Origin of the sequence: Streptomyces sp. NPDC047072 (genome assembly GCF_040643855.1) — a bacterium.
Taxonomy (GTDB): Bacteria; Actinomycetota; Actinomycetes; order Streptomycetales; family Streptomycetaceae; genus Streptomyces.
The window spans coordinates 1-22,087 of sequence record NZ_JBEYVC010000004.1 but is presented as its reverse complement, the minus strand read 5'-3'; the positions used below and the strand labels follow the sequence as shown (position 1 = coordinate 22,087).

At 69.0% G+C, this 22,087-nt stretch carries 20 protein-coding genes; 14 read left to right on the top strand and 6 right to left on the bottom strand.

Going from position 1 to position 22,087, the window contains the following annotated elements; all coding sequences use genetic code 11:
• Window positions 1-4: 4 nt before the first annotated feature.
• Genes ABZ896_RS02715 through ABZ896_RS02700 form a run of 4 tightly spaced genes read right to left on the bottom strand, consistent with a single transcriptional unit; the run spans window position 5 to window position 7,332 of the window.
• Window positions 5-2,023 (bottom strand): AIPR family protein, encoded by a 2,019-nt coding sequence (locus ABZ896_RS02715; RefSeq protein ID WP_360920773.1) that lies wholly within the window; start codon window positions 2,021-2,023, stop codon window positions 5-7.
• On the bottom strand, window positions 2,016-3,023 hold the full coding sequence (locus ABZ896_RS02710; protein WP_360920770.1) for a PD-(D/E)XK motif protein: 1,008 nt from the start codon (window positions 3,021-3,023) through the stop codon (window positions 2,016-2,018). The genes ABZ896_RS02715 and ABZ896_RS02710 overlap by 8 nt, the downstream gene beginning before the upstream one ends.
• Window positions 3,020-5,809 (bottom strand): Z1 domain-containing protein, encoded by a 2,790-nt coding sequence (locus tag ABZ896_RS02705; protein WP_360920767.1) that lies wholly within the window; start codon window positions 5,807-5,809, stop codon window positions 3,020-3,022. Before ABZ896_RS02705 ends, ABZ896_RS02710 begins: the two co-directional genes overlap by 4 nt.
• A 47-nt stretch (window positions 5,810-5,856) precedes the next feature.
• Window positions 5,857-7,332 carry an ATP-binding protein gene (locus ABZ896_RS02700; protein WP_360920764.1) on the bottom strand — a complete coding sequence of 492 codons (1,476 nt, stop codon included), beginning with the start codon at window positions 7,330-7,332 and terminating at the stop codon, window positions 5,857-5,859.
• A gap of 481 nt (window positions 7,333-7,813) precedes the next feature.
• Between ABZ896_RS02700 and ABZ896_RS02695 the strand changes: the two genes are divergently transcribed.
• Entirely contained in the window at window positions 7,814-8,758 is a 945-nt protein-coding gene (locus ABZ896_RS02695) for a DUF5655 domain-containing protein (RefSeq protein WP_360920761.1), read from the top strand.
• Between the two features lie 94 nt (window positions 8,759-8,852).
• Here ABZ896_RS02695 and ABZ896_RS02690 read toward each other — a convergent pair whose 3' ends face one another.
• Window positions 8,853-9,602, bottom strand: coding sequence for a site-specific DNA-methyltransferase (locus ABZ896_RS02690; protein ID WP_360920759.1), 750 nt, complete (start codon window positions 9,600-9,602; stop codon window positions 8,853-8,855).
• 629 nt (window positions 9,603-10,231) lie between these two features.
• Here ABZ896_RS02690 and ABZ896_RS02685 point away from each other — a divergent pair.
• The 4 genes from ABZ896_RS02685 to ABZ896_RS02670 all read left to right on the top strand — a co-directional run bounded on the left by ABZ896_RS02685 (window position 10,232) and on the right by ABZ896_RS02670 (window position 13,857).
• A complete protein-coding gene (locus tag ABZ896_RS02685) occupies window positions 10,232-11,374 on the top strand; it encodes a C40 family peptidase (RefSeq protein ID WP_360920757.1) in 1,143 nt (380 codons plus the stop codon).
• 84 nt (window positions 11,375-11,458) lie between these two features.
• Window positions 11,459-11,758, top strand: coding sequence for a DUF6112 family protein (locus ABZ896_RS02680; RefSeq protein WP_360921086.1), 300 nt, complete (start codon window positions 11,459-11,461; stop codon window positions 11,756-11,758).
• The gene (locus ABZ896_RS02675) at window positions 11,758-12,444 is read left to right on the top strand and encodes a hypothetical protein (protein WP_360920754.1); all 687 of its coding nucleotides are present in this window, start codon (window positions 11,758-11,760) and stop codon (window positions 12,442-12,444) included. Before ABZ896_RS02680 ends, ABZ896_RS02675 begins: the two co-directional genes overlap by 1 nt.
• Window positions 12,445-12,474: 30 nt before the next feature.
• Window positions 12,475-13,857 carry an ATP-binding protein gene (locus ABZ896_RS02670; protein ID WP_360920751.1) on the top strand — a complete coding sequence of 461 codons (1,383 nt, stop codon included), beginning with the start codon at window positions 12,475-12,477 and terminating at the stop codon, window positions 13,855-13,857.
• Here ABZ896_RS02670 and ABZ896_RS02665 read toward each other — a convergent pair.
• Entirely contained in the window at window positions 13,824-13,961 is a 138-nt protein-coding gene (locus tag ABZ896_RS02665; RefSeq protein WP_360920748.1) for a hypothetical protein, read from the bottom strand. The two genes, ABZ896_RS02670 and ABZ896_RS02665, sit on opposite strands and share 34 nt — an antisense overlap.
• On the opposite strand from ABZ896_RS02665, the gene ABZ896_RS02660 reads away from it, so the two are divergent.
• The 9 genes from ABZ896_RS02660 to ABZ896_RS02620 form a co-directional block, all read left to right on the top strand.
• Complete coding sequence (locus ABZ896_RS02660; protein WP_360920745.1) at window positions 13,960-15,429, top strand: SCO6880 family protein; 1,470 nt, start codon at window positions 13,960-13,962, stop codon at window positions 15,427-15,429. The two genes, ABZ896_RS02665 and ABZ896_RS02660, sit on opposite strands and share 2 nt — an antisense overlap.
• Before the next feature lie 43 nt (window positions 15,430-15,472).
• Entirely contained in the window at window positions 15,473-15,928 is a 456-nt protein-coding gene (locus ABZ896_RS02655) for a DUF6238 family protein (RefSeq protein ID WP_360920742.1), read from the top strand.
• A gap of 19 nt (window positions 15,929-15,947) precedes the next feature.
• Entirely contained in the window at window positions 15,948-17,465 is a 1,518-nt protein-coding gene (locus ABZ896_RS02650; protein WP_360920739.1) for an ATP-binding protein, read from the top strand.
• Window positions 17,466-17,547: 82 nt separating this feature from the next.
• Entirely contained in the window at window positions 17,548-17,724 is a 177-nt protein-coding gene (locus ABZ896_RS02645) for a hypothetical protein (protein ID WP_360920736.1), read from the top strand.
• Window positions 17,717-18,829, top strand: a complete 1,113-nt coding sequence (locus tag ABZ896_RS02640; protein WP_360920733.1) for a hypothetical protein — start codon at window positions 17,717-17,719, stop codon at window positions 18,827-18,829. The genes ABZ896_RS02645 and ABZ896_RS02640 overlap by 8 nt, the downstream gene beginning before the upstream one ends.
• 86 nt (window positions 18,830-18,915) lie before the next feature.
• Entirely contained in the window at window positions 18,916-19,632 is a 717-nt protein-coding gene (locus ABZ896_RS02635; RefSeq protein ID WP_360920730.1) for a hypothetical protein, read from the top strand.
• A gap of 29 nt (window positions 19,633-19,661) precedes the next feature.
• Window positions 19,662-20,432 (top strand): hypothetical protein, encoded by a 771-nt coding sequence (locus ABZ896_RS02630; RefSeq protein WP_360920727.1) that lies wholly within the window; start codon window positions 19,662-19,664, stop codon window positions 20,430-20,432.
• Window positions 20,433-20,703: 271 nt separating this feature from the next.
• Entirely contained in the window at window positions 20,704-20,925 is a 222-nt protein-coding gene (locus tag ABZ896_RS02625; protein ID WP_360921083.1) for a hypothetical protein, read from the top strand.
• A gap of 194 nt (window positions 20,926-21,119) precedes the next feature.
• The coding region (locus ABZ896_RS02620; RefSeq protein ID WP_360921080.1) for an AAA family ATPase at window positions 21,120-22,087 on the top strand (968 nt) is incomplete at its 3' end.

Below are 22,087 nucleotides of genomic sequence, written 5' to 3'. Positions count from 1 at the left end.
ACGCTCACGCCATCTCGTGGTCGAGACCGACCGAGGCGGGTTGGAAACCATGCCTCAGGGACTCTTCGTAGACCTCCATCGCCTGCCTGGCCTGGGTCCCGGTGACCCGTCGTCCCTGGGACAGACGTTGCGCGACACGTTCGGCGAGCTGTCTGTCGACAGCACGCAGGGCCCGGCCTTCACGGGCCCAGTCCGCGAGCGCCTGCCACTCCTCACTGGGGATGTCCTCAACGGCGGCTTCGGCCTCGTCGGACTCGGTGCTGTCGGGGGAGGCGATCTCGAAGGGCTCGGCTGTGAGCTCGGCGGCCAGGGCGTCGGGGAGCGTCCACGGGATACGGGACACCTCGTCCCAGCAGTCGGGCTTCTTCGCCCACTCCGACACGTGCCGGTCGCCGGAGATCACCGTTTCCATGATCAGGGGAGTGAGCTCGTCGAGGGCGTCCTGCAGGGCGTCCGTGGTGCCCTGCTCGTTCCAGATCCTGTCGAGGTCGATCCGTTTCCCGGCGGCGAGTGAGAGCCGGGCGACCGTGTAGGTCGTGATCAGCCGTTTGTGGCTGCCGGCCGAGTGTGTACGGGCGATGCGGTCGGCGGCCTGGAAGAGGAGGGCGGTGGCGATGGCGCGCTTGCAGTACTGCACGTCCACGGTGGGGTCGGACTTCTCGATCCGCTCCATGAAGTGGGCGAAGTTCTTCTGGGCTCCGCGGCTCACCCAGTACGGGAGTTGTTCCCAGGAGTGAACGAAGGTGGCCAGGTCGGACTTGCTGAATCTCTGCCGTGTCGGCGTGATCAGCTTGAACTTGCGTTGGGCAGCGCGGGTCTCGTACTCAGCGGACTTGTCGGTGTACTGGCCCCGTGCCCGCTCGTAGAACCACCGTGTCTCCTGACCGCTGCCGTCGGTTGCAGGAGCCCACAGGCTGCGGGAGACACGCTCGAAGGCGACGTGGAACTCGTGGTTCGAGCTGAAGTCGACCAGCGTCACCTTGTTCTGTGTGTTGGAGTACTGGGAGATCTTCGGAACGATCTCGGAGAGGTACGCCGGATCGACGATGGTGAGTTTCATCTGCACGTGGACCCCGTCCAGGTCCCGCTTGTCCTGGGTCAGGACGTGGTGCAGCGAGGCGGTGGTCTGGCCGCCGTTGACGATCTGGAGGCCGGTCATGCTCCTGATGGCGACGGGACTGCCGTCCTCGTCGGTCTCGAAGTCCACGTCCGAGGCGGTGGCGGTCACGCCGTTGTTGTAGGCGAGGAAGCGGCTCGGATCCTTGAGCAAGGTGTCGCGGATTCCCTTGTTCACGCCACCACGGGTCTGGAGGAAGGACCGGACGTTGAGTTCGAGCAGCCGGGTCCGGTGCTCCTTGTACAGTTCAGCCAGCTGTCGACCGGGAATGACGGCCAGGACGACCGAGTAGTTCGGCTCGTCGCTGTGCGCCGCCAGGCAGGGAAGAGGGCGCTCGAAGGTCACCTTGATGGGCTCGCCGATGCTTCCGGAGGTCTCGTGCCGGTGAAGCCGCGCGAGGTCCCAGAGTTCGTAGGTGACGGGGATCCCCTGGAACTCCGTGGGCTCTGGGGCACTCGTCGTGCTCACCCGGTTGCTGAGGAGGAAGAGGCGGATCCTCGGGACGTCCGACAACGCCTTCTCCACGCCGACGCACATGTCGTGCACGTCGGTGTTGTCCTCCTGGTTGGGGCGGATGGCCCCGTGCTTGCCCAGGAACGCGAACAGCCGTCGGAAGAGCCTGTCGGACTCGGCCTTGGTCAGCTTGCTGCTCGACGGGGTCAGGTTGAAGTCCGTCGTGTAGAGGTCGAGGCTGGACCCGTCCTCGGGCAGGCCGTAGCCGTAGATCTCCAGTCCCCGAGAGGAGTGGTAGGCGAGTGCCGCGTCGGTGACGACCCCGGCCTCGTCGAGGATGTCGAGTACGTGCTGGGTGAACGTGTTCGGAATCGAGCCGCCCTCGGCGTCCGCCAGCGCCTGGATGTCGGTGACCAGTGCGCGGGAGTACTCGTGGAGGTCGTGCTCAGCCATGGGTTCCTCGGATCATGTCGACCAGTGCTTCGGCGGTGATGCTGTGGGTGATCAGAGCCGACACGTCGATGGTGTAGGTGCAGTTGCCGACTCCGGGCGGCAGTTCGGCCTCGACGATGCGAGGGAAGCCCTCCCCGACCGTCCAGAACTCGCTGCGCCGCAGGGTGTAGCGATCGTGGTCGTAGAAATCCCGTTGGTTCGGCAGGTAGCCGGCCTGGATCAGCAGGCTCTCGAAGCGCTGGGAGGCGGACGGTGAGGTCAGACGGACCCGTATTTCGTCCACCAAGGCGTTCAGACTCATGCCGAGCCCCCTCTGCCGGTCGTCGAGGACGACGTGGGCCAGTGCAAGGGGCGTCGAGTCGGCCGTGTCCAGCTGCCGCTCGCTCGCGATCTGAACCGTCCGGGGGGAGCGGGCCGTGGTCGCCTTCACCTCGACCGCAGCACCGGGCAGCTGGAAGTCCTGGTTCGTCTGTCTCGGTCCGGTCCAAGAGCTGACGGCGGTGTGCTGGTCGAAAGTCGGTAGCACGTACTCAAGGAGGAAGTGGAGTTCGCCGAAAAGGCCACACCGGGCCTGTCGGGACAGGCCCTCGCGTGACACGGAGCGCAGCAGCTGCTGCCACCGGACGTAGCGGCGAACCGCGGCCTCCGCCGCCGTCTCGGTGGTCGGTGCTTCCCGCACCACTTCAGCGATGTCGGAGACGAGCGGGGTGAACACCTCCGTGAGTTCGTCGTCGGTGAGCATGACCTGGAGCTCGTAGTGGTTGCCGGACACCGACGACAGGTTCAGCTGCAGGCCACGAGTGGCCGGCAGTTCATGAATCTCCTGGCGAACGGTGTCGGCGGTCCTGGCGTCCGTGCCGAGCAGCAGCATCCGCCGGAGGGCAGGGTGCGTCACCGACACCTGGATGTCGTGCGGGGAGTCGGGGTGGAGCCGCCGGGTGGACCTGCCCGGGGTCTGCTGGTGAGCTTCCAGCTCCTGCCACACGCTCTCGTCGATCACTCTTCGTCCTCGAAGTCGTCGAACTCCATGTCCTGCTTGAACCAGATGTCGTTCACCACGTACTCGGTCTTCAACTGCTGGCGGGAGAACGGGAAGCTGATGGCGAACCCGACCAGCGGAGCGACCGGCTCGGGGTTCCCCGGCGACTTGGCAACCTCGGCAGGGCTGAGGGGGTACAGCAGCAGCAACGGCTGGTCAGCGCGACGCTGGTGACGCAGGGGCCGACCGCGGGGGGTGTCGGGATCGAGCGGTTCGCCCTTCCTGTTGAGCTTGCCCTTCGCCGCTTCCTGCGTGGCCTTCAGCGCACGGTCGTACTGTTCCGGAGTCAGGTCGCAGAGCTCGTCGGCGGGGCTGAGCACGCGCTTGATCGTGTAGCGACCGGGGACAACCTCCGAGGACTTGGAGTGGCTACGCTTGATGAGGCCGACGGAATGGCCGGCGATCTCGGCTGGCGCTCCCTCGGTCAGTCGGCTGGCCAGGCGGACCGTCCAGTTACCCAGCTCGCCCTGCTTGGCGCACTGGCGTACGTACTCCGCGATGAACGCCGGCCGCACCCGCTGGGCCTGCCGGTCGGTGAGATAGGAGTCGAGGAAACCCTCGGTGACGTCCGAGGGTGCGACGCCGCTCCAGGTGATGCTCCCGCTCCGCTCGTCCACCTCCCCCGCGGAGTGGGCGTCGAGTCGCGCGACGAACGATTCGAGGGTCTCGTAGTTGTTGCGAACCGACTTCTCGGAAAGGTCGAAGATGGTCGTCTCGGGAAGCTCGCCGGAGTAGCTGAGGCGGACACGCGTGCCCTGCCTCATCTTGTTGGAGGCCGTGATGCCGAGGCCGAGCGACGAGGTCCTGACCTTGAGACCGTACTCGCGGGGTGTGAGTCCCACCGCGGACATCTCCTCGACGTCGCGCCTGAGTTCGTCGGTAGCCGCAGTGATCTCCGCGTACTGGCGCTGCAGCGTACGTGTCGTGTACAGGCGGCACAGGTCTTCGTAGCGGGGACGGTAGCCGAACCAGCGCCCCATCTGGAGCAGGGTGTCGTACGTCTTGGAGGCACGCAGGTAGTAGCTGACCGACAGCCCTTCGAGGGTCAGACCGCGGGAGAGCTTCTCACCGCCGACGGCGATGACCGAAAGGCCGGTCTCCCGACGCTCGTAGTACTGGAGGGCGTCTTTCGCCGCACCGTTGACGGCCATGACGGTGATCTTCGCGAGGGCGGCGTGGAGGTGGGGTTCGACGTCCTCCCAGTCGAGCCTGTCCCCGGTCATGTCCTCGGTGCAGGGGACGAAGTCCTCGTCCCACAGCTGCCGCAGCTCTTCCTCGAGTTCTTCGCGGGCGCTGCTGAAGCGGTCTTGGAGAACGTCGAAGAGCAAACGCACGTGGGCGTCGATCTGCTCGCGGACCTGCTGCTGAACGGCGGTAAAGCGGGTGACGTGCACCAGCATGGAGTTGTGCACGGCGACCTGCCCCCGTGCTCGACGCGCCGCGCAGGTCAGGACAAAGGACCGGATGGCCCCCTGCAGCGACTCGGGCAGGAAGTCGGGAACCTGATGGTAGGACTTGTGCTTGTCCGGCACCCAGAGGTCCGTGTCCTTGATGTGCTTGATGAGCGGCAGCGGCTCGATGTCCTCCTCGTCGCCGTCGGTCTGCAGACCGAAGAGACGCTCGGGACCAAGGTAGTTGGACGGCGCACGCAGGGTGCGGATGAAGCTCTCCGGGAAGAGATCCGGGCCCAGCTCGTCGTGGTCGGTGTCGGGGTTGATGTAGATGTTCGCGAAGGGGGTCGCGGTGTAGCCGACGTATGACGCCTTGGTGAAGCTGTTGACCAACCGCCGGATGGCCTTGTTGATCGCCGACGGGTTGGTGTCGGGGTCCTTGGAGGTGTTCACCCCGGCGTTGTCGGCTTCGTCGTCGATCACGAACAAGGGGAGGTCGGGAACGACCATCCGGCCGGTCTCCGGGTCCTCCACCCCGTGGTTGTCGATCACCCAGTCACGCAGGTTGTCGATGATCCGACGGTTCTTCTTGACCACGAGGACCACCGGCACGCTGCCCACCGGCACGTTCGCGGAGACCGCCGTCTTCCGGGCGAAGTCCCCCTTCTCGTGGCTGGTGGTGAGCGACGCGGCCTTCAGGCGCTTGTCATGTGACATCGCGCCAACACCGATATGACGGTGCGCGTCATCGTCCGAGCGGAACTGGTACTGGGTGTCGAACCCGAGGAGTCCTTCGTCAATACGCAGCTGGGTCTGGCTGCGCAGGTCGTTGTGGATCCCGGCGAACACCACGATGAGTCGGTAGCCGGCGTCGGCTGCCTTCGCGGCAAGCCCGATGAACTGCCCTGTCTTGCCGGACTGGACCTGTCCGATCACGAGCCCTGTCCGACGCCAGGCGCCTTCCCGCTGAGGGTCTTCCAGCTCGCCGAGAACGTCGTCGGTGCTCTGGTCGAGACGGCGTACGACCTGCATCGGGAGCTTGGAGACGCTCAGGAGGTAGCGCCTGTAACGGTCCCAGAACTCCCACTTCCGGTCGGCCTTCGCGTCGGCGAGCCACGGCACGTGGCCCTCGTCGTTCTTCATTGCGGAGGAATCAGCCTGGAACACCGAGGCCCGGGCCTCGAGCACCTTCCTCACCTGGTCCCGCTCCACGGTGATCCCCTGGGCAGCGAGGATGCTGACCGCGGTGTTCACGGCGAAGTCGACCTCGGCCGGCGTTGCCTGCCGGTCGCCGGGCAGGAGCAGCACCGCTGTCTGCTCGGCTTTCTCGAGACTGTCCTCGGGGGTGGTGCTCACTGCGACCTCCTGCGGCCGGGTCGGTTGGAAGTGGGGACTACCAGGTGTCAGGAGTTCCAGAAACCTTGTTGCTCGTCGAAGGGGGACATGGAGCTGAGTACGCCCCGGGCGTCCTCAGGGGAGCGGCCCTGGCCAAGGAGCGCTTCGTACACCTGGCGGGCGATGTCGACGGTCTCCGGAGCGGCTGGCCCCGGACCGCCGAAGGGTTCGGGGTCGTCGACCGTGTCGGTCTCATGGAGCATGCGGAGCGCCGTGACCGGGACCGTCTCCTCAAGGAGGCGGATCATCGAGCGGACGACGTCCGGGTTGCCACCGTGGTCGTCCATCGCTGCCTTCACCAAGGGGTGTTTTCTGTTGACACGCAGAACGATCCGGCCGTCGTGACGCTTCACGTTCCAGGCGAACTTCAGCGGATCGCCGTGTGCCCGGGACACGACCTGCCCACGCTGTCGTGCGGAACGGGAGGCCGCCTCGCGGGTGTACCTGGCGATCCTCTCCAGGTGACGACGCAGGGAGACGGGAGGAACCACGCTCGCCTTGCGCACGTCCACGCCCCAGTCGGCGTCGGTCTCCGCAGGGATGTCCACGGCGATCCGCGCGAGGTTGTACTTCTCCTCGCGCCGCAGGCCGCGGATCCCCAGCCAGTCACCGGCCAGGATCAGGCGGTCACGGCGGTAGACGTAGAAGCCCTGCTGCCCCAGCCATCCTGTCTGTCCTGCAGCCGACTCGTACTCGGCCTCCGAGAGTCGCTGTGCCGTCGGGAGGACGAAGGGCTCCACTCGCACCGACTGCGATCCCAGCGGTAGAGGCTCCCAGGGGATTCGCTGTACCGACGGGTGCGTGGACAGGAACGGGTCCCACGGGGAGAGATCGGAGCCACGCACTCGGATCCGGCACCTGGCCGGACGCTGCAGGAATCGGGCGAAGACCATCGACAGGTGGGATTCGGTACGCTCCGCCTCCGCATAGAACTGGGCCTGCGTCTTTTCGTCGTCGCTGGTCACGGGGGTGTTGTGGTAGCCGGAGAGCTGCTCCCACAGGACGACGGTCCCGTGCTGCATACCTCCCGCGACCCGACGCAGGAGGGTCATGGTCGTGTCGCCCGGGTCACGGAGGAGCCGCCACTCCTTGTAGTGCTCCACGACACCGAGGTCCCACGTCCGGACGTGCCAGGTCCCGTCCTTGACCGTGGCGACAGTGAGCTTGCGGCACTGGGAGAATGAGGCGGACTTCAGCCCCACACCGAATCGGCCGAGATCCGTGGCACTGCGTTCGGCGGACGGGCCGCGCGCCGCCACCGTCATGGCGGTCACCAGGTCGGGCTCCGTCATCCCCCGGCCGTCGTCAGTCACGGCGATCCAGGAACTCTGTCCGTCCCACGTGAAGTCGACGTCGATGTTCTTGGCCTCTGCCGAGACGCTGTTGTCCACGAGGTCTGCGACGGCGGCGGGAAGCGAATAGCCGAGCGAACTGAGCGACGCCACCATGCCGGCAGGGTCAGGAGCGGCGACGTCAAAGTCCATCTTCACGCTCCGTACCCGGTCAGTCCTGTGTGGTCGATTCGTATGCGCGCTCCGCGGAGCGGCATGTGGCAGGACTTCTTGGGTCTTGCGTGGTGGGCGTACTGCAACTCGTCCCACGCCAGCCGAAATCCCCCGTTCGGAGCATGGTACCGAACGGGACTTGTCTGGCCTAGATGATCTCCGTGAAGGGTGTCCTCCAGCTTGACAAGGCATAGTGCGGAGACGGCACTGTCAGTGGTGGCCAGATATGTGGGCCGCCGTCAGGGACCCGACATGTCCACGGCCATGCCGAACCCGCTCGCAACTCGCGCTCAGGGGTTTGGGCGATCGGTTCGCCAGATTCACCCTTGCCGTCGGGAGGTCCCACCCGCCGAGAGCAACGAGCAGCGCTCGTCAAGGCATCACGTCCAGGTATCAACCGGAATACCCGCAGGCCGATTTCGATTGCTTCTCCTGTGATGATCGCGGGAGGGGGACGCTGGTGACCGACCTGAAGCTGTTCCGGCTGGATGCCGACGGCCGGGACGTCGAGCTGCTCGGCTCCACCGTGACGCTGGAGGTGGAGCTGCAGCGGCGAGTGGAGGCAGGCATGGAGGCCATGCTCGGCATCCGCTTCCTGGCGTCGGAGTACCCGACGGGGCCTTGGCACCGGGGTCGGATCGACTCGCTCGGTCTGGACGAGAACGGCACGCCTGCGCTGATCGAGTACAAGAAGGGCGCCGACAGCGGCGTCCTGTCGCAGGCTGTCTCCTACCTGTCGTGGTTGGACTCAGCACGCCACGAGTTCGAGGCACTGGTCAAGGAGAAGCTGGGCTCCGAGGCCGCCGAGTCGATCGACTGGCGGAACCCGCGGATGGTCTGCATCGCCGCTGGCTTCTCGCATCACGACCGAGTCGCAGTGCACCGTCTGCGCGAGCGGGTCGATTTGGTGCGCTACCGCGTCTTCGAGGGTGGGTTGCTGAGCCTGCTGCTGATCGAGTCCACGCCCGGATCCACGAGACCGGTCTCGGACCGGCGCCAGAGCCGCGAGCGGGAGGCTACGGCTGGTGCCGTCCGCGAAGGCGGGAAGACGTCCCGTCGGGCAACTGCCGCCGCAGGTGCGGTTCCTGGCTGCCTGCAGGACCTGTACACCGAGCTGGACGAGGCCCTCACCGCTTTGGGCGAGGTCGAGGTGGCTCAGCTTCGGCACTACATCGCCTATCGCCGGATGGTGAACGTCGCCTCCGTCGTCTTCCGTCCGAAGCACGAGGCGATCCTGGTCTACCTCAAGGTCGACCCGGACACGGTCGAGTTGGACGAGGGCTTCTCACGCGACATGCGCGGCATCGGCCACCTCGGGACCGGCGACCTGGAGGTGCGTATCGCCTCGGCAGCCGACCTGGAGAAGGCGGGACCGCTGATCCGGCGGGCGTTCGAGGTGGCCTGACGAAACACACGGGGGCGGCTGGTGCCTCGGTTTCTCGATGCACCAGCCGCCCCGCGTCTGCGGCCCGTCGGGCCCGGTCCGATCGCTCTCATACTCATGCCTCCGGCCCCACCAGGACGAAGTCGTCCTGAGTCAGCTCCGCTCGAAGCCGAGCTTCCGCGATGTCGGCGTAGTGCTCGGAGAGTTCGACTCCTATGAACTGGCGCCCCTCGCGCAGCGCGGCGACCCCTGTGGTCCCCGAGCCCGTGAACGGGTCGAGGACGGTTCCTCCCCGCGGGCAGATTTTCACCAGCTCCTGCATCACTTCCACGGGCTTCTGCGTGATGTGCACGCGGTCCTTCCGGGGCTGACTCGCCGTGTAGAGACCCGGGAGGTAGACGGGATTCCGATTTGCGTCGACCGGCCCCTTGGTGCCCCACACGATGTACTCGCAGGACTGCTTGAGTCGGCCCTTCTGCGGCCGCGAGACCGGCTTGTGCCACGAGGCGATCCCCCGCCAGGTCCAGCCGGCGGCCTGGAGCGCGTCCGTCGTCGTCGGCAACTGCCGCCAGTCGGTGAAGACGAGCGAGGTGCCGGACTCGACGGTCGCCCGATAGGACTCGGTGAGCAGGAGGGTGAGCCAGAAGCCGTACGAGCGCTGGTCTCGGTTCTCGCCGGGGAAGTTGGCGAGGTCGTGCTCGGCGTCCGCCGAGGTGTACTTCGCGCGCGCGGAGCGGCCGGTGCGCTCGCCGCTCGTTCGGCCGCCGCTGTTGTAGGGCGGGTCGGTGATGACGGCATCGACGCTGTTGTCGGGGATGCCGGCGAGGGCGGTCAGCGCGTCGCCTCGGTGCAGGGTGTACGGCATTGCGCGGTTCTCTCTTTCAGGGGGCGGTCGTACGCCTGTTTCTCCGCTCGCGGAGAGTTGCGCACGTCTGCGTGAGTCACTCCGCGGAACTGCGAAAGCAATCGCCGCCGCGAGCAATGCGCTGGAGGTTAACCCCGAATTCCGGCCGCACCCAATGAGGCAGATCTCAGCTCAGCACCCCGAAACTGCCCGAACCACGGGCCGTTTGGTACGGCCGGATTCCGTCCCTACAGTCTCGCCGTGTTCGCAGGACCGGACCCGGCGCCGGACTTGCTGAGCTGTGTCGATGCGTGCCGATCCGTCCAAAGAACAGCGCGCCTGGCACTCCACCGGCCGCCTTCCTGATCAGCGAAGGGGGAAACCCCATGTGGCGAGTGAGATTACGAGCGCGGCTGGCTGCCGCGTTCCAGTAAGGGGCCAGCGGCCGGGAGTCAGCAGCTCCCGGCCCTGGTTTCCTGCCTCTCTCAGGGATTGCGAATTCACAACCGGCGCGGTGCCGGTGGCCTTTTCGACGAGAACGCCTGCACCGCGCTGCCTACGAGTTAGGAGCTGCCGATGCAGCATGCCCAAGCACACCCCTCCCCGGTGCCAGATTCCCTGTCCTGCCGCACGGCGTTCGGTCCGCGTCCGTGAAGAAGGCCATTGCCATAGCGGGGGCCGTGGCGCTCGGCCCGACGTTGCTGATAGCGCCGGTCGCTGTCGCTCTCGTTGGTTCCAGCAGTGCTCAGGCTGCCTGTTCCGCAGGCGGCGCACAGGCTGTGGACAGCGCGGCGGTCGCGAAGCTGGTGAAGTCGATCCTCAAGGACGGCAGCAAGGGATCCGTGTCCGTTTCAGGGCTGGATGACCCCGAGGAGCAGATACCGAACGCCGAGACGATCCAGGCCACCGGCGTCGCGATGAAGGTGCCGGCGCGGGGGCAGATCGTTGCCCTGGCCACGGCTCTGCAGGAGTCGGGGCTGCGGAACCTGGATTACGGGGATCGGGATTCGCTCGGTCTCTTCCAGCAGCGTCCCAGCCAGGGTTGGGGTACGGCTACCGAGGTTCGCGATCCGGTGCACGCCTCGACGAAGTTCTACGAGGGCCTACTCAAGGTCGCGGACTGGCAGTCGATGACCGTCGCCCAGGCCGCGCAGGCGGTTCAGAAGAGCGGCTATCCCGACGCGTACGCGAAGTGGGAGCCGCTGGCCACGGCGCTCCAGAAGGCCATCGCCAAGTCGCTTGGTCAGAACGGAAGTTCCGGCAAAGAAAGCGACACGGGCGGTGAGGACGAGCAGACGGACTCCTTGACGGCTACCGCGTGCGGCACGGGCGAGGACGGTTCCTCCTTCGGCCCGATTCCCGCGGGGGCCGTACCCGAGGGCTACGAGATCCCGGCCAGCGCACCCAAGTCGGTGCGTACGGCGATCCGTTGGGGTCTTGGTCAGCTCGGTACGCCGTACCAGTGGGGCGGTTCGTGTTCCGCTCCGCACGGCCAGGACCCGATGGGGCGGTGCGACTGCTCGTCCCTGATGCAGGCGTCGTACAAGGCCGGCGGTGTCTCGATCTCCCGAACCACGTACACACAGGTCAAGGAGGGCGAGGCGGTCAGCGTCGACACCCTCGAGCCGGGTGACCTCCTGTTCACCCGCGGCACGGCCGCAGCGCCCGAACACGTCGGGATGTTCATCGGCCAGGGCTTGATTCTGCAGGCTCCGCATACCGGTGACGTGGTCAAGATCTCGACCCTCGCCGACTGGCGCGCCGACATCGTCGCCGCCCGCCGGGTCGTCTGACCGGCCCCTGCCCCCCTCCCCTCACTCCATCTCCTCTCGGGCCCTCGCCCGCCCACAATCGAACTGGAGTTCCAAGTGAAGCTCATGCAGCACGCCCACTATCTGGCGTACAACCCCGGCATCACTCCGAAGGAGGGCGGTCTTCCCGGCCTCAGCGTGCTGAAGAACGTCATCTCCTCGATCAACCTCTTCGGGATCGTCGCGGTGGTCGGCGCCCTGGCCATCTCCGCCATGGTCTGGGCCTGGGGCCACCACAGCGGCGGCCACCAGGCCGAGGCGAACGGGAAGAAGGGCACGGTCATCGCCGCCGGGTGCGCGCTGCTGCTCGGCGCGGCCAACGGCATCGTCGCGTTCTTCTCGGCGATGGGGACCCAGGTTCACTGATGCCGAAGAAACGTTCTCTCTCCGCCCATGAGCACACCTACGGGGCGCCGTCCTCGGTCCTGCGGCGTGCCCTGCTGGGCGGCCTCGTCCTCGCCGTGCTGCTGGCCGTGGCCGGGCTGCTCGCGTATCTGACCCGCGCGGACAGCCCCGTCTCGGCGAAGCCCGCACCGACTCCGGCGTCCACGCAGCACGCTGCTTCGCCCGAGGCAACTCCGGGCGCACGTACGGCAGTTGCGACGCCGCCCAAGACGAGCGATCCGATCGTCTTCGCCAAGGCGGCAACCGAGGTGCTCTGGACGTACGACACCCGGTCCCTCTCCCGTGCCGAGCACGTCGCCGGCCTCAAGCGGTGGATGACCGGTGAGAAGAAGTACGCCGACTGGGACTCCGTCTCCGACCAGATTCCCAGCCCGGTGCTGTGGTCGCGGATGCACGACAACCAGCAGCGCGCGACCGCGGAAATCAGCGAGGGTCACTTCCCGCAGGCGTTCAAGACCGCCTTGGCCCAGGATCCTGGCGCAATCACCGAGGCGTACGTCTACGCCGTCACGGTCACCGGCAAGCAGTCCGTCTCCTGGAAGGGCTCCGGGTCCGGAGCCGAGTCCCGCTCCACCACGCTCGCCGTCCAGTGCCGCCCCGACATGGGCTGCGCCCTGGTCGGCGTGCTGCCGACCGTCGCGCCCTGACGCCCCCGATTCCCGAAAGGAGGTGCCCCCATGGGGGCTTGTGACCTTCCCCTGATGAACACGGTGTGCGACACCGTCGGCGGTGTCGTCGGTTCGACCGGCGAGGCGATCACCGACGGCATCGGTGCCTGGATCGCCAAGTCGATGGGCGAGCTGGCCCAGTCCGCCGCGGACCTCGCCTCGACGGCCGTCGACAAGACCACGGCCGTCGATCTCAACGCCGGGTGGTTTCGCGACAACTACGAGTTGTTGCTGCCCATCGGTCTCGTCCTGACCGTCGGCACGTTCTGCCTACAGCTGATGCGGGCCGCCTGGCGCCGTGACGAGCGTGCTCTGGCGCAGGCGGTGACCGGGACCGTGGCGGGCGTCCTGTTCGCGTTCGCCGCGATCGCCTGCAGCACCGTCGCTCTGACCGTCGTCGACGCGCTGTCCGCCGGGCTGTTCAAGGCGGCGAACACGTCCATCGGTGACGCGATCCGCCGCGTGATCGAGGTCAACAACCTCGGCCCGATGTACACGATGGGCTGGATGATCCCCGCCACGGTCGGGTTGGGGTGTGCCATCGGCGCGTTCCTGTACTGGGCGGTCATGGTCGCCCGCAAGGTCGGCATCCTGGTCCTGGTGACGCTGGCGGTGTTCGCCGGCGCGGGCGGCGGCTGGGAAGTGGCACGGCGCTGGCGGCGCGGGTGGATCGAGGCGACCGCGACTCTGATCGTCAGCAAGCTGCTGATGACGATCGTGTTCCTGCTGGGCGTCTCGGCCATGGGCAAGAGCGACGCCTCCGACGGGCTCGCCGCCCTGTCCGACGCGATGGCGGGCATCGTCGTCATGGTCCTGGTGATGCTGTGCCCCTACGCCACGTACAAGTTCGTGCACTGGGCGGCCGACGGCGGCGGCCAGGACGACCTGCACCGTACCGGCGTCGCCGGAGTCGCGGTGGCCGCCGGTGCGGCGAAGACCGCGGGCCAGCTCGCGATGCAGGCCGGCACCGGCATGCGCGCTCCGCAGGGACCGTCGACGGTTCCGGGCCAGGGCTCGGGCGGTGTCGCCTCCGGCATCGACCCGACCGGTGGTTCCACCGACGGCGCCCAGCCGAAGCAGACCCACTTCCGCTTCGGTGAAGGCCCGAACGCGACGGGTGACAAGGGGCGGGCTCTGATTCGGCGGCCTCCCACCGGTGGTGACCGCGGACAGGCGTTGATCCAGCGTCCCGGCGAAGAGGCTGCGGCCGACGCGGCGCCGGTCTCTTCAGGGCCGACACCCCAGGGCGCGGCGGTGGCGCAGCCGCGCATCACGCACCTGGATCCGCCAGCATCCCGGCGTCCCGGGCCGGTGAGCGGACCGTCTCCGCAGGGCGGTGCCACACCGCAGCGGTGGGTCTACCCCGAGCCGCCGGGCGGATCGGACTCGTAGTACTCGCCTGACGGGCGGGCGGCAGCAGCCGCCTCCGGCACCGCCCGCCCCGTCTCCTCCCGCTTCTTCTCCTGCTCTCCACGTTCCAAGGACGGCTTCACCATGCTTTCCGACACCTCTCAGCCCGACGGTCCGGCCACCGTGAAGTTCCCGCACCGCTCGCGGCGCGGCGTACTGCTCGGCCTGTCGGCTCCCCAGCTGATCGTCGTCACCCTCGCCGGGCTGCTGCTGCTCGCGGTACTGCTGACCTCCGGCGTCCCCGGGGCGCTCAAGCTCATCCCGCTGTGGGTGGTCATTCTGGCGGCGGTGTTCGTCCGTCATCGCGGGCGGTCCCTCGCCGACTGGGCGCCTGTCGCCGTGGGGTACGCGCTGCGTCGTTTCCGGGGCCAGCTGGTCTGGCTCGCCCGGCCGTCCACCCGGCCGCGCCGCGAGGGCCTGCTCCACCTCCCGGGCACGGCGGCGTCCCTGCGGGTGGTCACCGCCCCGCGCGGTCGCTTCGGTGCGGTGCACGATCCGCACCACGGCACGCTCACCGCGGTCGTCAAGGTCTCCTCACGCGCCTTCGCTCTCCTCGACCCGGCCACCCAGACCGGCAACGTCGCAGGCTGGGGGCGCACGCTGGCGGCGCTCTCGCGCACCGGGCACATCGCCCGCGTCCAGGTCCTGGAGCGCACGGTGCCCGATTCCGGCGACGCGCTCAACCGCTACTGGCACGAGCACGGCAACGCCGAGACCCACCTCGCCGGCCCCATCTACCGCGACCTGCTGGCCGCCGCCGGCCCGGCTGCGGCCCCGCACGAGGCGTACGTCGCGCTCGCCCTCGACCTCAAGGCCGCCCGCCGCCTGATCAACCAGGCCGGCGGCGGACTCACCGGCAGCTTCGCGGTCCTGGCCCAGCTCACCGCCACCTTCGACCAGGCCGCCCGCAACTCCGGTCTCACACCCAGCGGCTGGCTGGACGCGTCCGAGATCGCCGCCGTAATCCGTACCGCGTACGACCCGAAGGCGTCGGCCGCCCTGGACCAGTGGTCGGCCTCGGGCCGAGCGCAGGCCGAACCCGCTGCCGCCGGACCCGTCGTCCTGGTCGAGAAGGCCGACCGGATCCAGACCGACTCGGCCCACCACGCCACGTTCTGGATCGAGAACTGGCCCCGCATCGAGACCTCACCCGGCTTCCTGCACCAGCTCCTGTTCACCTCCGGCGTGCGCCGCACGCTCTCGCTCACCTACGAGCCCAAGGGCCTGGACTCCGCGCTCAAGGATGTACAGCGCCGCAAGGCCACGGTGATCGCGGACGCCGCCGAGCGGCAGCGCAAGGGCCAGGTCGACTCCGAGGAGGACTCGGTCGAGTACGCCGACATCAAGCAGCGCGAGCGCCAGCTGATCGCCGGACACGCCGACGTCGCCCTCACCGGCCTGCTCACCGTGAGCGCCGACACCGACGAGCAGCTCAACGCCGCCTGCGCCGCGATCGAGACGGCCGCCGTCGCCGCACTCGTCGACCTGCGCCTTCTGACCTGGCAGCAGGCCGAGGCCTTCACCAACGCCGCCCTGCCCCTCGCCCGCCCGTAGCGCACCCGCACCACCCTCTCGCGCTCTACCGAAGGGCACCCCCATGCCGACCGAGCCCCTGCCCGAACTGGCTCCGGACTTCGTCCCGTTCGCCACCGCCGCGCTCGACTTCCACCAGGCGATCAACATGCCGGTCGCCCCCGTCGCCGCCGGCCGTGCCGAACTCGACTCCCTGCACGCCCATGTCGTCGCGCTGTACGGGTTGCTCGACGCCCACACCGCCCGCACCACCCCGGTGGCCAGGGCGGAGGGCGACCACCTGCGGGCGTGCCGGATCCGGCTGTGGCAGGCAGCCGAACACCTCCACGCCGCCTTCCACGCCGCCCCACACCCCGGCACCGGCCGCCTCCCCACCCGGGAGGCGTGCCGGGCCCGGCGGCCCGAGGGAGCGCCCGAACTCACGGTGTGCCAGCGCCACCTGGCCACCGCCACCCGCGTCCGCCGTGACCACACCCCGGCCGACCTGCGCGACCCCTTCACCGGCCTCACCCGCCACTGACCATCAGGAGCACCACCTCATGGCCTCTCGCACCACCCGCGCCAGCGCCAGCCCGTTGTTCGTCCCGCGCAAGAGCGACCGCCGTACGGCACGCGCCGCCCGTCATCAGTTCGCCGCTGCCCGCGACCAGGCCCGGCACGCCGCACGCCCCGCAGCGCGCCCGACCGCGCCCGGTCTCGACCCCGAGCTACGGGCCACCTACCCGGCCGCCGGCCGTCCCGGGCCGGCCTCCGCCCGCGGCGGCCGTCTCAAGCTGCCCGCCCACCGGATGACGACGGCCACCGCCTCCGGGGCCTACCCCTTCCTTGCGGAAGGCGGTCTCGGCGCGCAGGGCATCTACATCGGCCGCGACGTGCACGCGGAAGCGGCGTTCACCTACGACCCGTTCGCCCTGTACGGGCGCCTCGACGGCTTCACCAATCCCAACATCCTGCTGGCCGGGATCATCGGCATGGGCAAGTCCGCCCTGGCCAAGTCCCTCGCGGTGCGCGCCGTGGCCTTCGGCTACCGGATCTACGTGCCGTGCGACCCGAAGGGCGAGTGGACCGTCGTCGCCCAGGAGCTGGGCGGACAGACCATCGCCCTCGGCCCCGGCCTGCCGGGACGCCTGAACCCTCTGGACGCGCCCGCCCGGCCGTACGGCGTCAGCGAGGAAGACTGGATCACCGAGGTCCGCAAGCGGCGCCTGCTGCTGCTCGGCTCGCTCGCGAAGACGGTCCTGGGGCGCGAGCTGCACCCCATGGAGCACACCGCCCTTGACGTGGCGCTCGACCAGGTCGTCGCCTACGCCGAGGCCAACGGCACCACGCCACTGCTGGGCGAGGTCGCCTACGTCCTCGGCTCCCCCGAGCGCCTCGACGCCGCACTCGGCGAGCTGTCCGGCCGTCTCGGGCACGCCGCCGAGGACCTCGCCCACGCACTGCGCCGACTCGTGCACGGCGACCTGGCCGGGATGTTCGACGCGCCGAGCACCGTGGCCTTCGACCCGAGCGCGCCGATGCTGTCCATCGACCTGTCCCGCCTCGGCGGCGCTGGCGACGACACCGCGCTCGTCCTGGCCATGACCTGCGCCTCCGCCTGGATGGAGTCTGCCCTCGCCGACCCCGCCGGAGGGCGGCGCTGGGTGATCTACGACGAGGCCTGGCGCGTCATGCGTCACGTCGCGCTGCTGGAGCGGATGCAGAGCCAGTGGAAGCTCTCCCGCGGCCTGGGCATCGCGAACCTGATGGTCATCCACCGCCTCAGCGACCTGCTGGCCGCCGGTGATGCCGGCTCCCGGGGTCGAGCTCTGGCCGAGGGCCTGCTCACCGACTGCTCCACCCGGATCATCTACCGCCAGGAAGCCGACCAACTAGCCTCCGCCACAGCCTTGTTGGGGCTCACCGGCGTCGAGACCCAGGCGGTCTCCGCTCTCACCAAGGGGCGTGGCCTGTGGAAAGTAGCGGGCCGATCGTTCATTACTCAACATCTTCTGCATCCACGGGAGCGCGAGTTGTTCGACACGGACGCCCGGATGGGCGCGATCACTCGTCCTTGATCAATCCTGCCGCGCGGGGGCCGGCGCCACGTCCCGGCCCCCGCGTCTTCCCGCCCCGAGCGCTCCTAGGAAGCCCCCCTTCATGTCTCAGCAGTACAAGATCCGCCACGCGATGCATCGGCTCGTCCAGCGCTACCTCCGCGCCACCGCGGCCAACGCTTCTCACGGCTACATCCCCCTGGCCACAGGCCCATTCGGCGCCCTCGACGAATCCCGGCGGCTCGGCGCCGGGCAGGAATCGAGCTTCCGTCATGTCTGAACGAATACCGACGCCCGCCGCCAGCTCTCCTGCGTCTCCTTCCGCAGACCACCCGGCCTCCCTCGCTCCCCGCAAGGCCAACGAGCGTGCCGACCTTGCGACGTTCGCCCAGGATCTCGCCGCCCGACTGCCCGGTTCCTGGACCGTCATCGCCCAGGACCATGCCGCGTACGCCGATCAGTCCCCGCTCGCGGAGCGGCTCTGGGACGACGGTCATGTGAAGTGGGCTTTCGAGCAGTTCGTGCTGTCCCGCCACGCCGTGCTCACCAGCGGCACCGGTCGCGAGCTGGTCGTCGTCGACCGCCCGCGGCGCACACGGGAGTTCCTGGTCGCCGCCTTGCAGCCAAGCGGCAGCGACGTCGCGGACCGGGTCAAGGCACCCGACGGCATCGTCGTCGACGCGGACCCGGCGCGCGCGGCATCGGCGGTGGCCGACCGGCTGCTTCCCCGCTACGAGCAGGCCGTACGTGCGGCACGCGTTGAAGAGGTCGCCGTGGCGGTAGCCGCCGGCGAACGGGTTCTTGCCGAGTGGGACGCGATCTCCGACAGCCTGTGCGACGCCGACCACTGGCCCCTCGATGAGCGCTACGACCTGCGCCAGCAGCAACGGGATGCGGATATGTGGGCTCTGTTCGCTCCCTTCCTCGACCACGGCCCTGCCCTGGTCGCCCACGCCGAGGAGGCGCTCCCGTTCCTGTTCCTGGATCCGCAGGATCGTGCGGAGGGGCGGTGGCCATACCGGCTTCGGGTGCTGCGCGAGGCCCTAGAGGGCGGCGCGCGTGTTCAGGCCGACTTCGAGTTCGTCACCGGCGCGCTCCTGCCGGATCACCCGCGCGCCGGGGCCGCGTTCGCGAAGGCCGTCGTCGAGCGCAACGCCGAAGGCTGGCATTACTCCTTGACCTGGATCGAGAGCGGCGGCGTGCTCGTCGAGATGGCCCAGGCCGAGCGCGGCCGACCGGTCAGGTCACCGCAGTCCACGCAGGTCCAGGCCGCCCGCGCCCGGTCGCCTCATACAGCCCAGCAGAGCCTCGCGACGACAGCGGTGTCCGTCACTGCGGCGCCGCCCGGCCTCCTCGCGCACGACCGCGTGCGCCGATCGCGCTAGCGCACATTCCCCGGCCCCGCCAAATCCGTCTTCGGGCCACATCCTCGTCCTCCGCATGGCCCCGACCTCTGCGAGGTGCACCTCTCGTGGCGGAAATACGCCCTCACATCACCGTCGCCCACCACGCCCAGTACGGCGTCGTGGCCTCGATGTCGCACGACAACCACGTCGCCGATCACATGCTGCGGCGGGTCGGCTTCGAGCGGCTGCCCGGCAGCCGCCTGTACGCCCTGACCGAGCCGGACCGTGATCTGACGCGGCGCGGACAGCAGGCCGTTCAGTCGTTGCGTGCCGCGCAGTACAGCGTCACCTCCGACGCCGTGTACGACCTCAAGCCCGTCTCCCGGCCCAGCCCTGGCCGAGGTCTCTTCGACGGGCAGGCGAACACCCCCGTCCCGGAGTTCCTCGGCGCTGGGGAGGCGGTCTCCGCCTCCGCCCGCGCGCTCGACGCCGATATCCGGGCCGCCCGGATCGTCGTGCACGACCAGGTCCGCGATCCCGACGGCACGTTGCGCGCGGTCGGCACCGACGCCCGCACCGGCGAAGGCGTACTGCTGCACGGCGAGGGTGATCTGCGCTACGTCGAGACGCGGCTGGACAGCACGGCCCTCGCGTTCGACGCGTTCTCCTACATCCGCGGCAACGGACGTCCCGATCCGACTCCTGCGGCCTCGCAGCGCCGGGTCCAGACCGCCACCGCCATCTCCCCGGCCCGCGCGAGCACTTCGGTGCCGCAGCGGCCCGACGTCACCGTCGCCTTCCGCCCGGCCCAGGCTCCCCGGCAGCCGGCCCGCGCCCGCTAGGCCATCCGAACCCGAAGGAATCCTTCAGCATGAAACTGCAACTGGAGCCCGACGTCGCCTTCGGTGTCCACCCGGAGTTCGGTGTGGTCGCCGCCGTATCGGACGATCACCCGTTCCTCGACGAGGTGCTGCGCAAGCACCACTTCCGCCACAACAGCACCCTCGATCTCTACACGCTGGCCGACGACACCCCGCACAACACGGCGGTGCGGGCCGTGGCTCGTGCCAGCCGCGAGTTCCAGGACGTCGGCCTCTCGGTCGCCGCCGACCCGAGCATCATGCTGCCGCCGCCGATCCCGACGCCGGACAGCGTGCCCGCACGTCAGGCGCTGCCGGGGCAGTCGCTGACCGCCCTGACCGCGGAGCTGCACGAACTGCGCCGCTCGGCCGATGTCGCCGACGTTCTGGACCAGATCCTCGACGAACACCACGGCGTTGTCGGGGACTTGGAGGAGTTCCTCGACACGGCCGCCGCGTGGTGCAACCGGCTGGGCACCGCCAACGGCCGCGAGCTGGGCCAGCACCTGCGCACCATCGCCCATCACGTCGCGTTCCTCGGTGACCAGCTCGTCACCGCCCAACTCGACCTGGCGGTCATGCCGGACGTGACCCCGGAGGGCGCCCCGACCCTGGCCGACGTACCGCTGCTGCCCCGGTACGAGCTTCCGTCGGTCACGCACACCGCCCGCGCCCGCGCCGCTCTCGCATCCTCCCCCAACCGCCCGGCAGCGCAGCCCACTTCGCTGGACGAAGCAGCGCGTTCACCGGCTGCCCCGTCCAGCCCCCGTCGAACGCGCTGACCTTCCTCTCGATCCCACGTAGGAGTCCGGCCATGGCCGTTGTTGGTAGATCCGGCTATCGGAACGTGCGGAGAGGCGAGTCAGGTAGCTGCGGGCGGTGAGGCCCGCCCTGGAGCATGTCGGCAGTCATTGTCCGTCGTTCGTGAGCCAGCCACGCACCGTTGATGGGCTGGAAGCTCCGGGCCCGCCTCGCCTTCGCCCAACACCCCACCGCTTTCCCGCCACCACCGATAGGAGATCCGCCTTGCCCGAAGCACCAGCAGAGCCGTTCATGACGATCCGGCACACCGTCACCGGCGAGATCACCACCACCGGCTACAACGTCGCCGCCCGGCGGATCCTGCTCCAGGCCGGCTTCGAAGAGACGCCGGGCTGCGCCTGCCGAGCGACGGAGCCTGGTACGGAGCCGATGCACGGGCCTGCTCGGCAGCCAGCGAGCTGCTCGTCGCCGCTCACCCCCTGCCCCTGGACCGAGCCCTCGGCCGGCCGGTGAGCGCCGACGGTACGCCCCGGCCTGCCCGGTCACCGATGCCGGCACAGTCCGTGATCCGCTCCGAGAACAGCCAGCCTCTGAAGCGCATCGCCAACCCCGCCCGCACCCCCACCTGTTGAAGGACCCTCGTTTTGACCACACCCGGAACGCCTACCCCTCCAGCGCGCACCAAGGGCGGCGAACTACGGGCCAAGGTGGCCCGACTGCTGGCCGACCGGCCTGCGGACACGCTCACCATCGGGGACATGGCCCGGCAGCTGGGCCACTCCCACGGCGCCGTCCGCAACGCCGCCCTCACCCTGGTGCGACGCGGCGAGGCCGACCAAGGCGGAACCGGACAACCGGAGTTCCGCGCGAACGCGAAAACCGCCGCAGCCGCGCAGAGGGCTGTGATCAGCCCGCCGGGCACCCACGCTCCCCGCGCCCAGGCGGCCACGGCCCGCACGACCATTCCCGCCACAGCCACGCCCAGGCAGACCGGCCCTATCCGCCGCGCGGGGGGCCAGCTCTACCACCCCCGGGAGCTGGCCGATCTGCCCGACGTCGAGGCGCTGAACCGTCTGCGCGACGCCGACGTGCCGGTGCTGCTCTACGGCCCTCCGGGCACCGGCAAGACGAGTCTGGTCGAGGCGGCGTTCGAGGACCTGCTCACCGTCGCCGGTGACGGCGACACCACGGTCGGCGACTTGATCGGCGAGTACACACAGGACGACGCGGGAGCCTACGTCTTCCAGTACGGTCCGCTGGTCACCGCGATGACCGAGGGCCGCGCCCTGCTGATCGACGATGCCACCCTGATCTCACCGAAGGTCCTGGCGGCGCTGTATCCCGCGATGGACGGGCGCCGGCAGATCCAGGTCAAGGCCCACAAGGGCGAGACCATCAAGGCCGAGCCGGGCTTCTACGTGGTGGCGGGCCACAATCCCGGCGTCCACGGCGCGGTGTTGACGGAGGCGCTCGCGAGCCGGTTCAGCGTGCAGATCCAGATCGGCACGGACTATGACCTCGCCCTGGCCCTGAGGATCGATGCCCGGGTGGTCCGGGTCGCCCGACACCTCGCCCACCAGGTCGAACTCGGCGAGCTGGGCTGGGCCCCCCAACTGCGGGAACTGCTCAGCTACCAGAAGACCGAGGCCGTCCTCGGCACCAAAGCCGCGCTCGC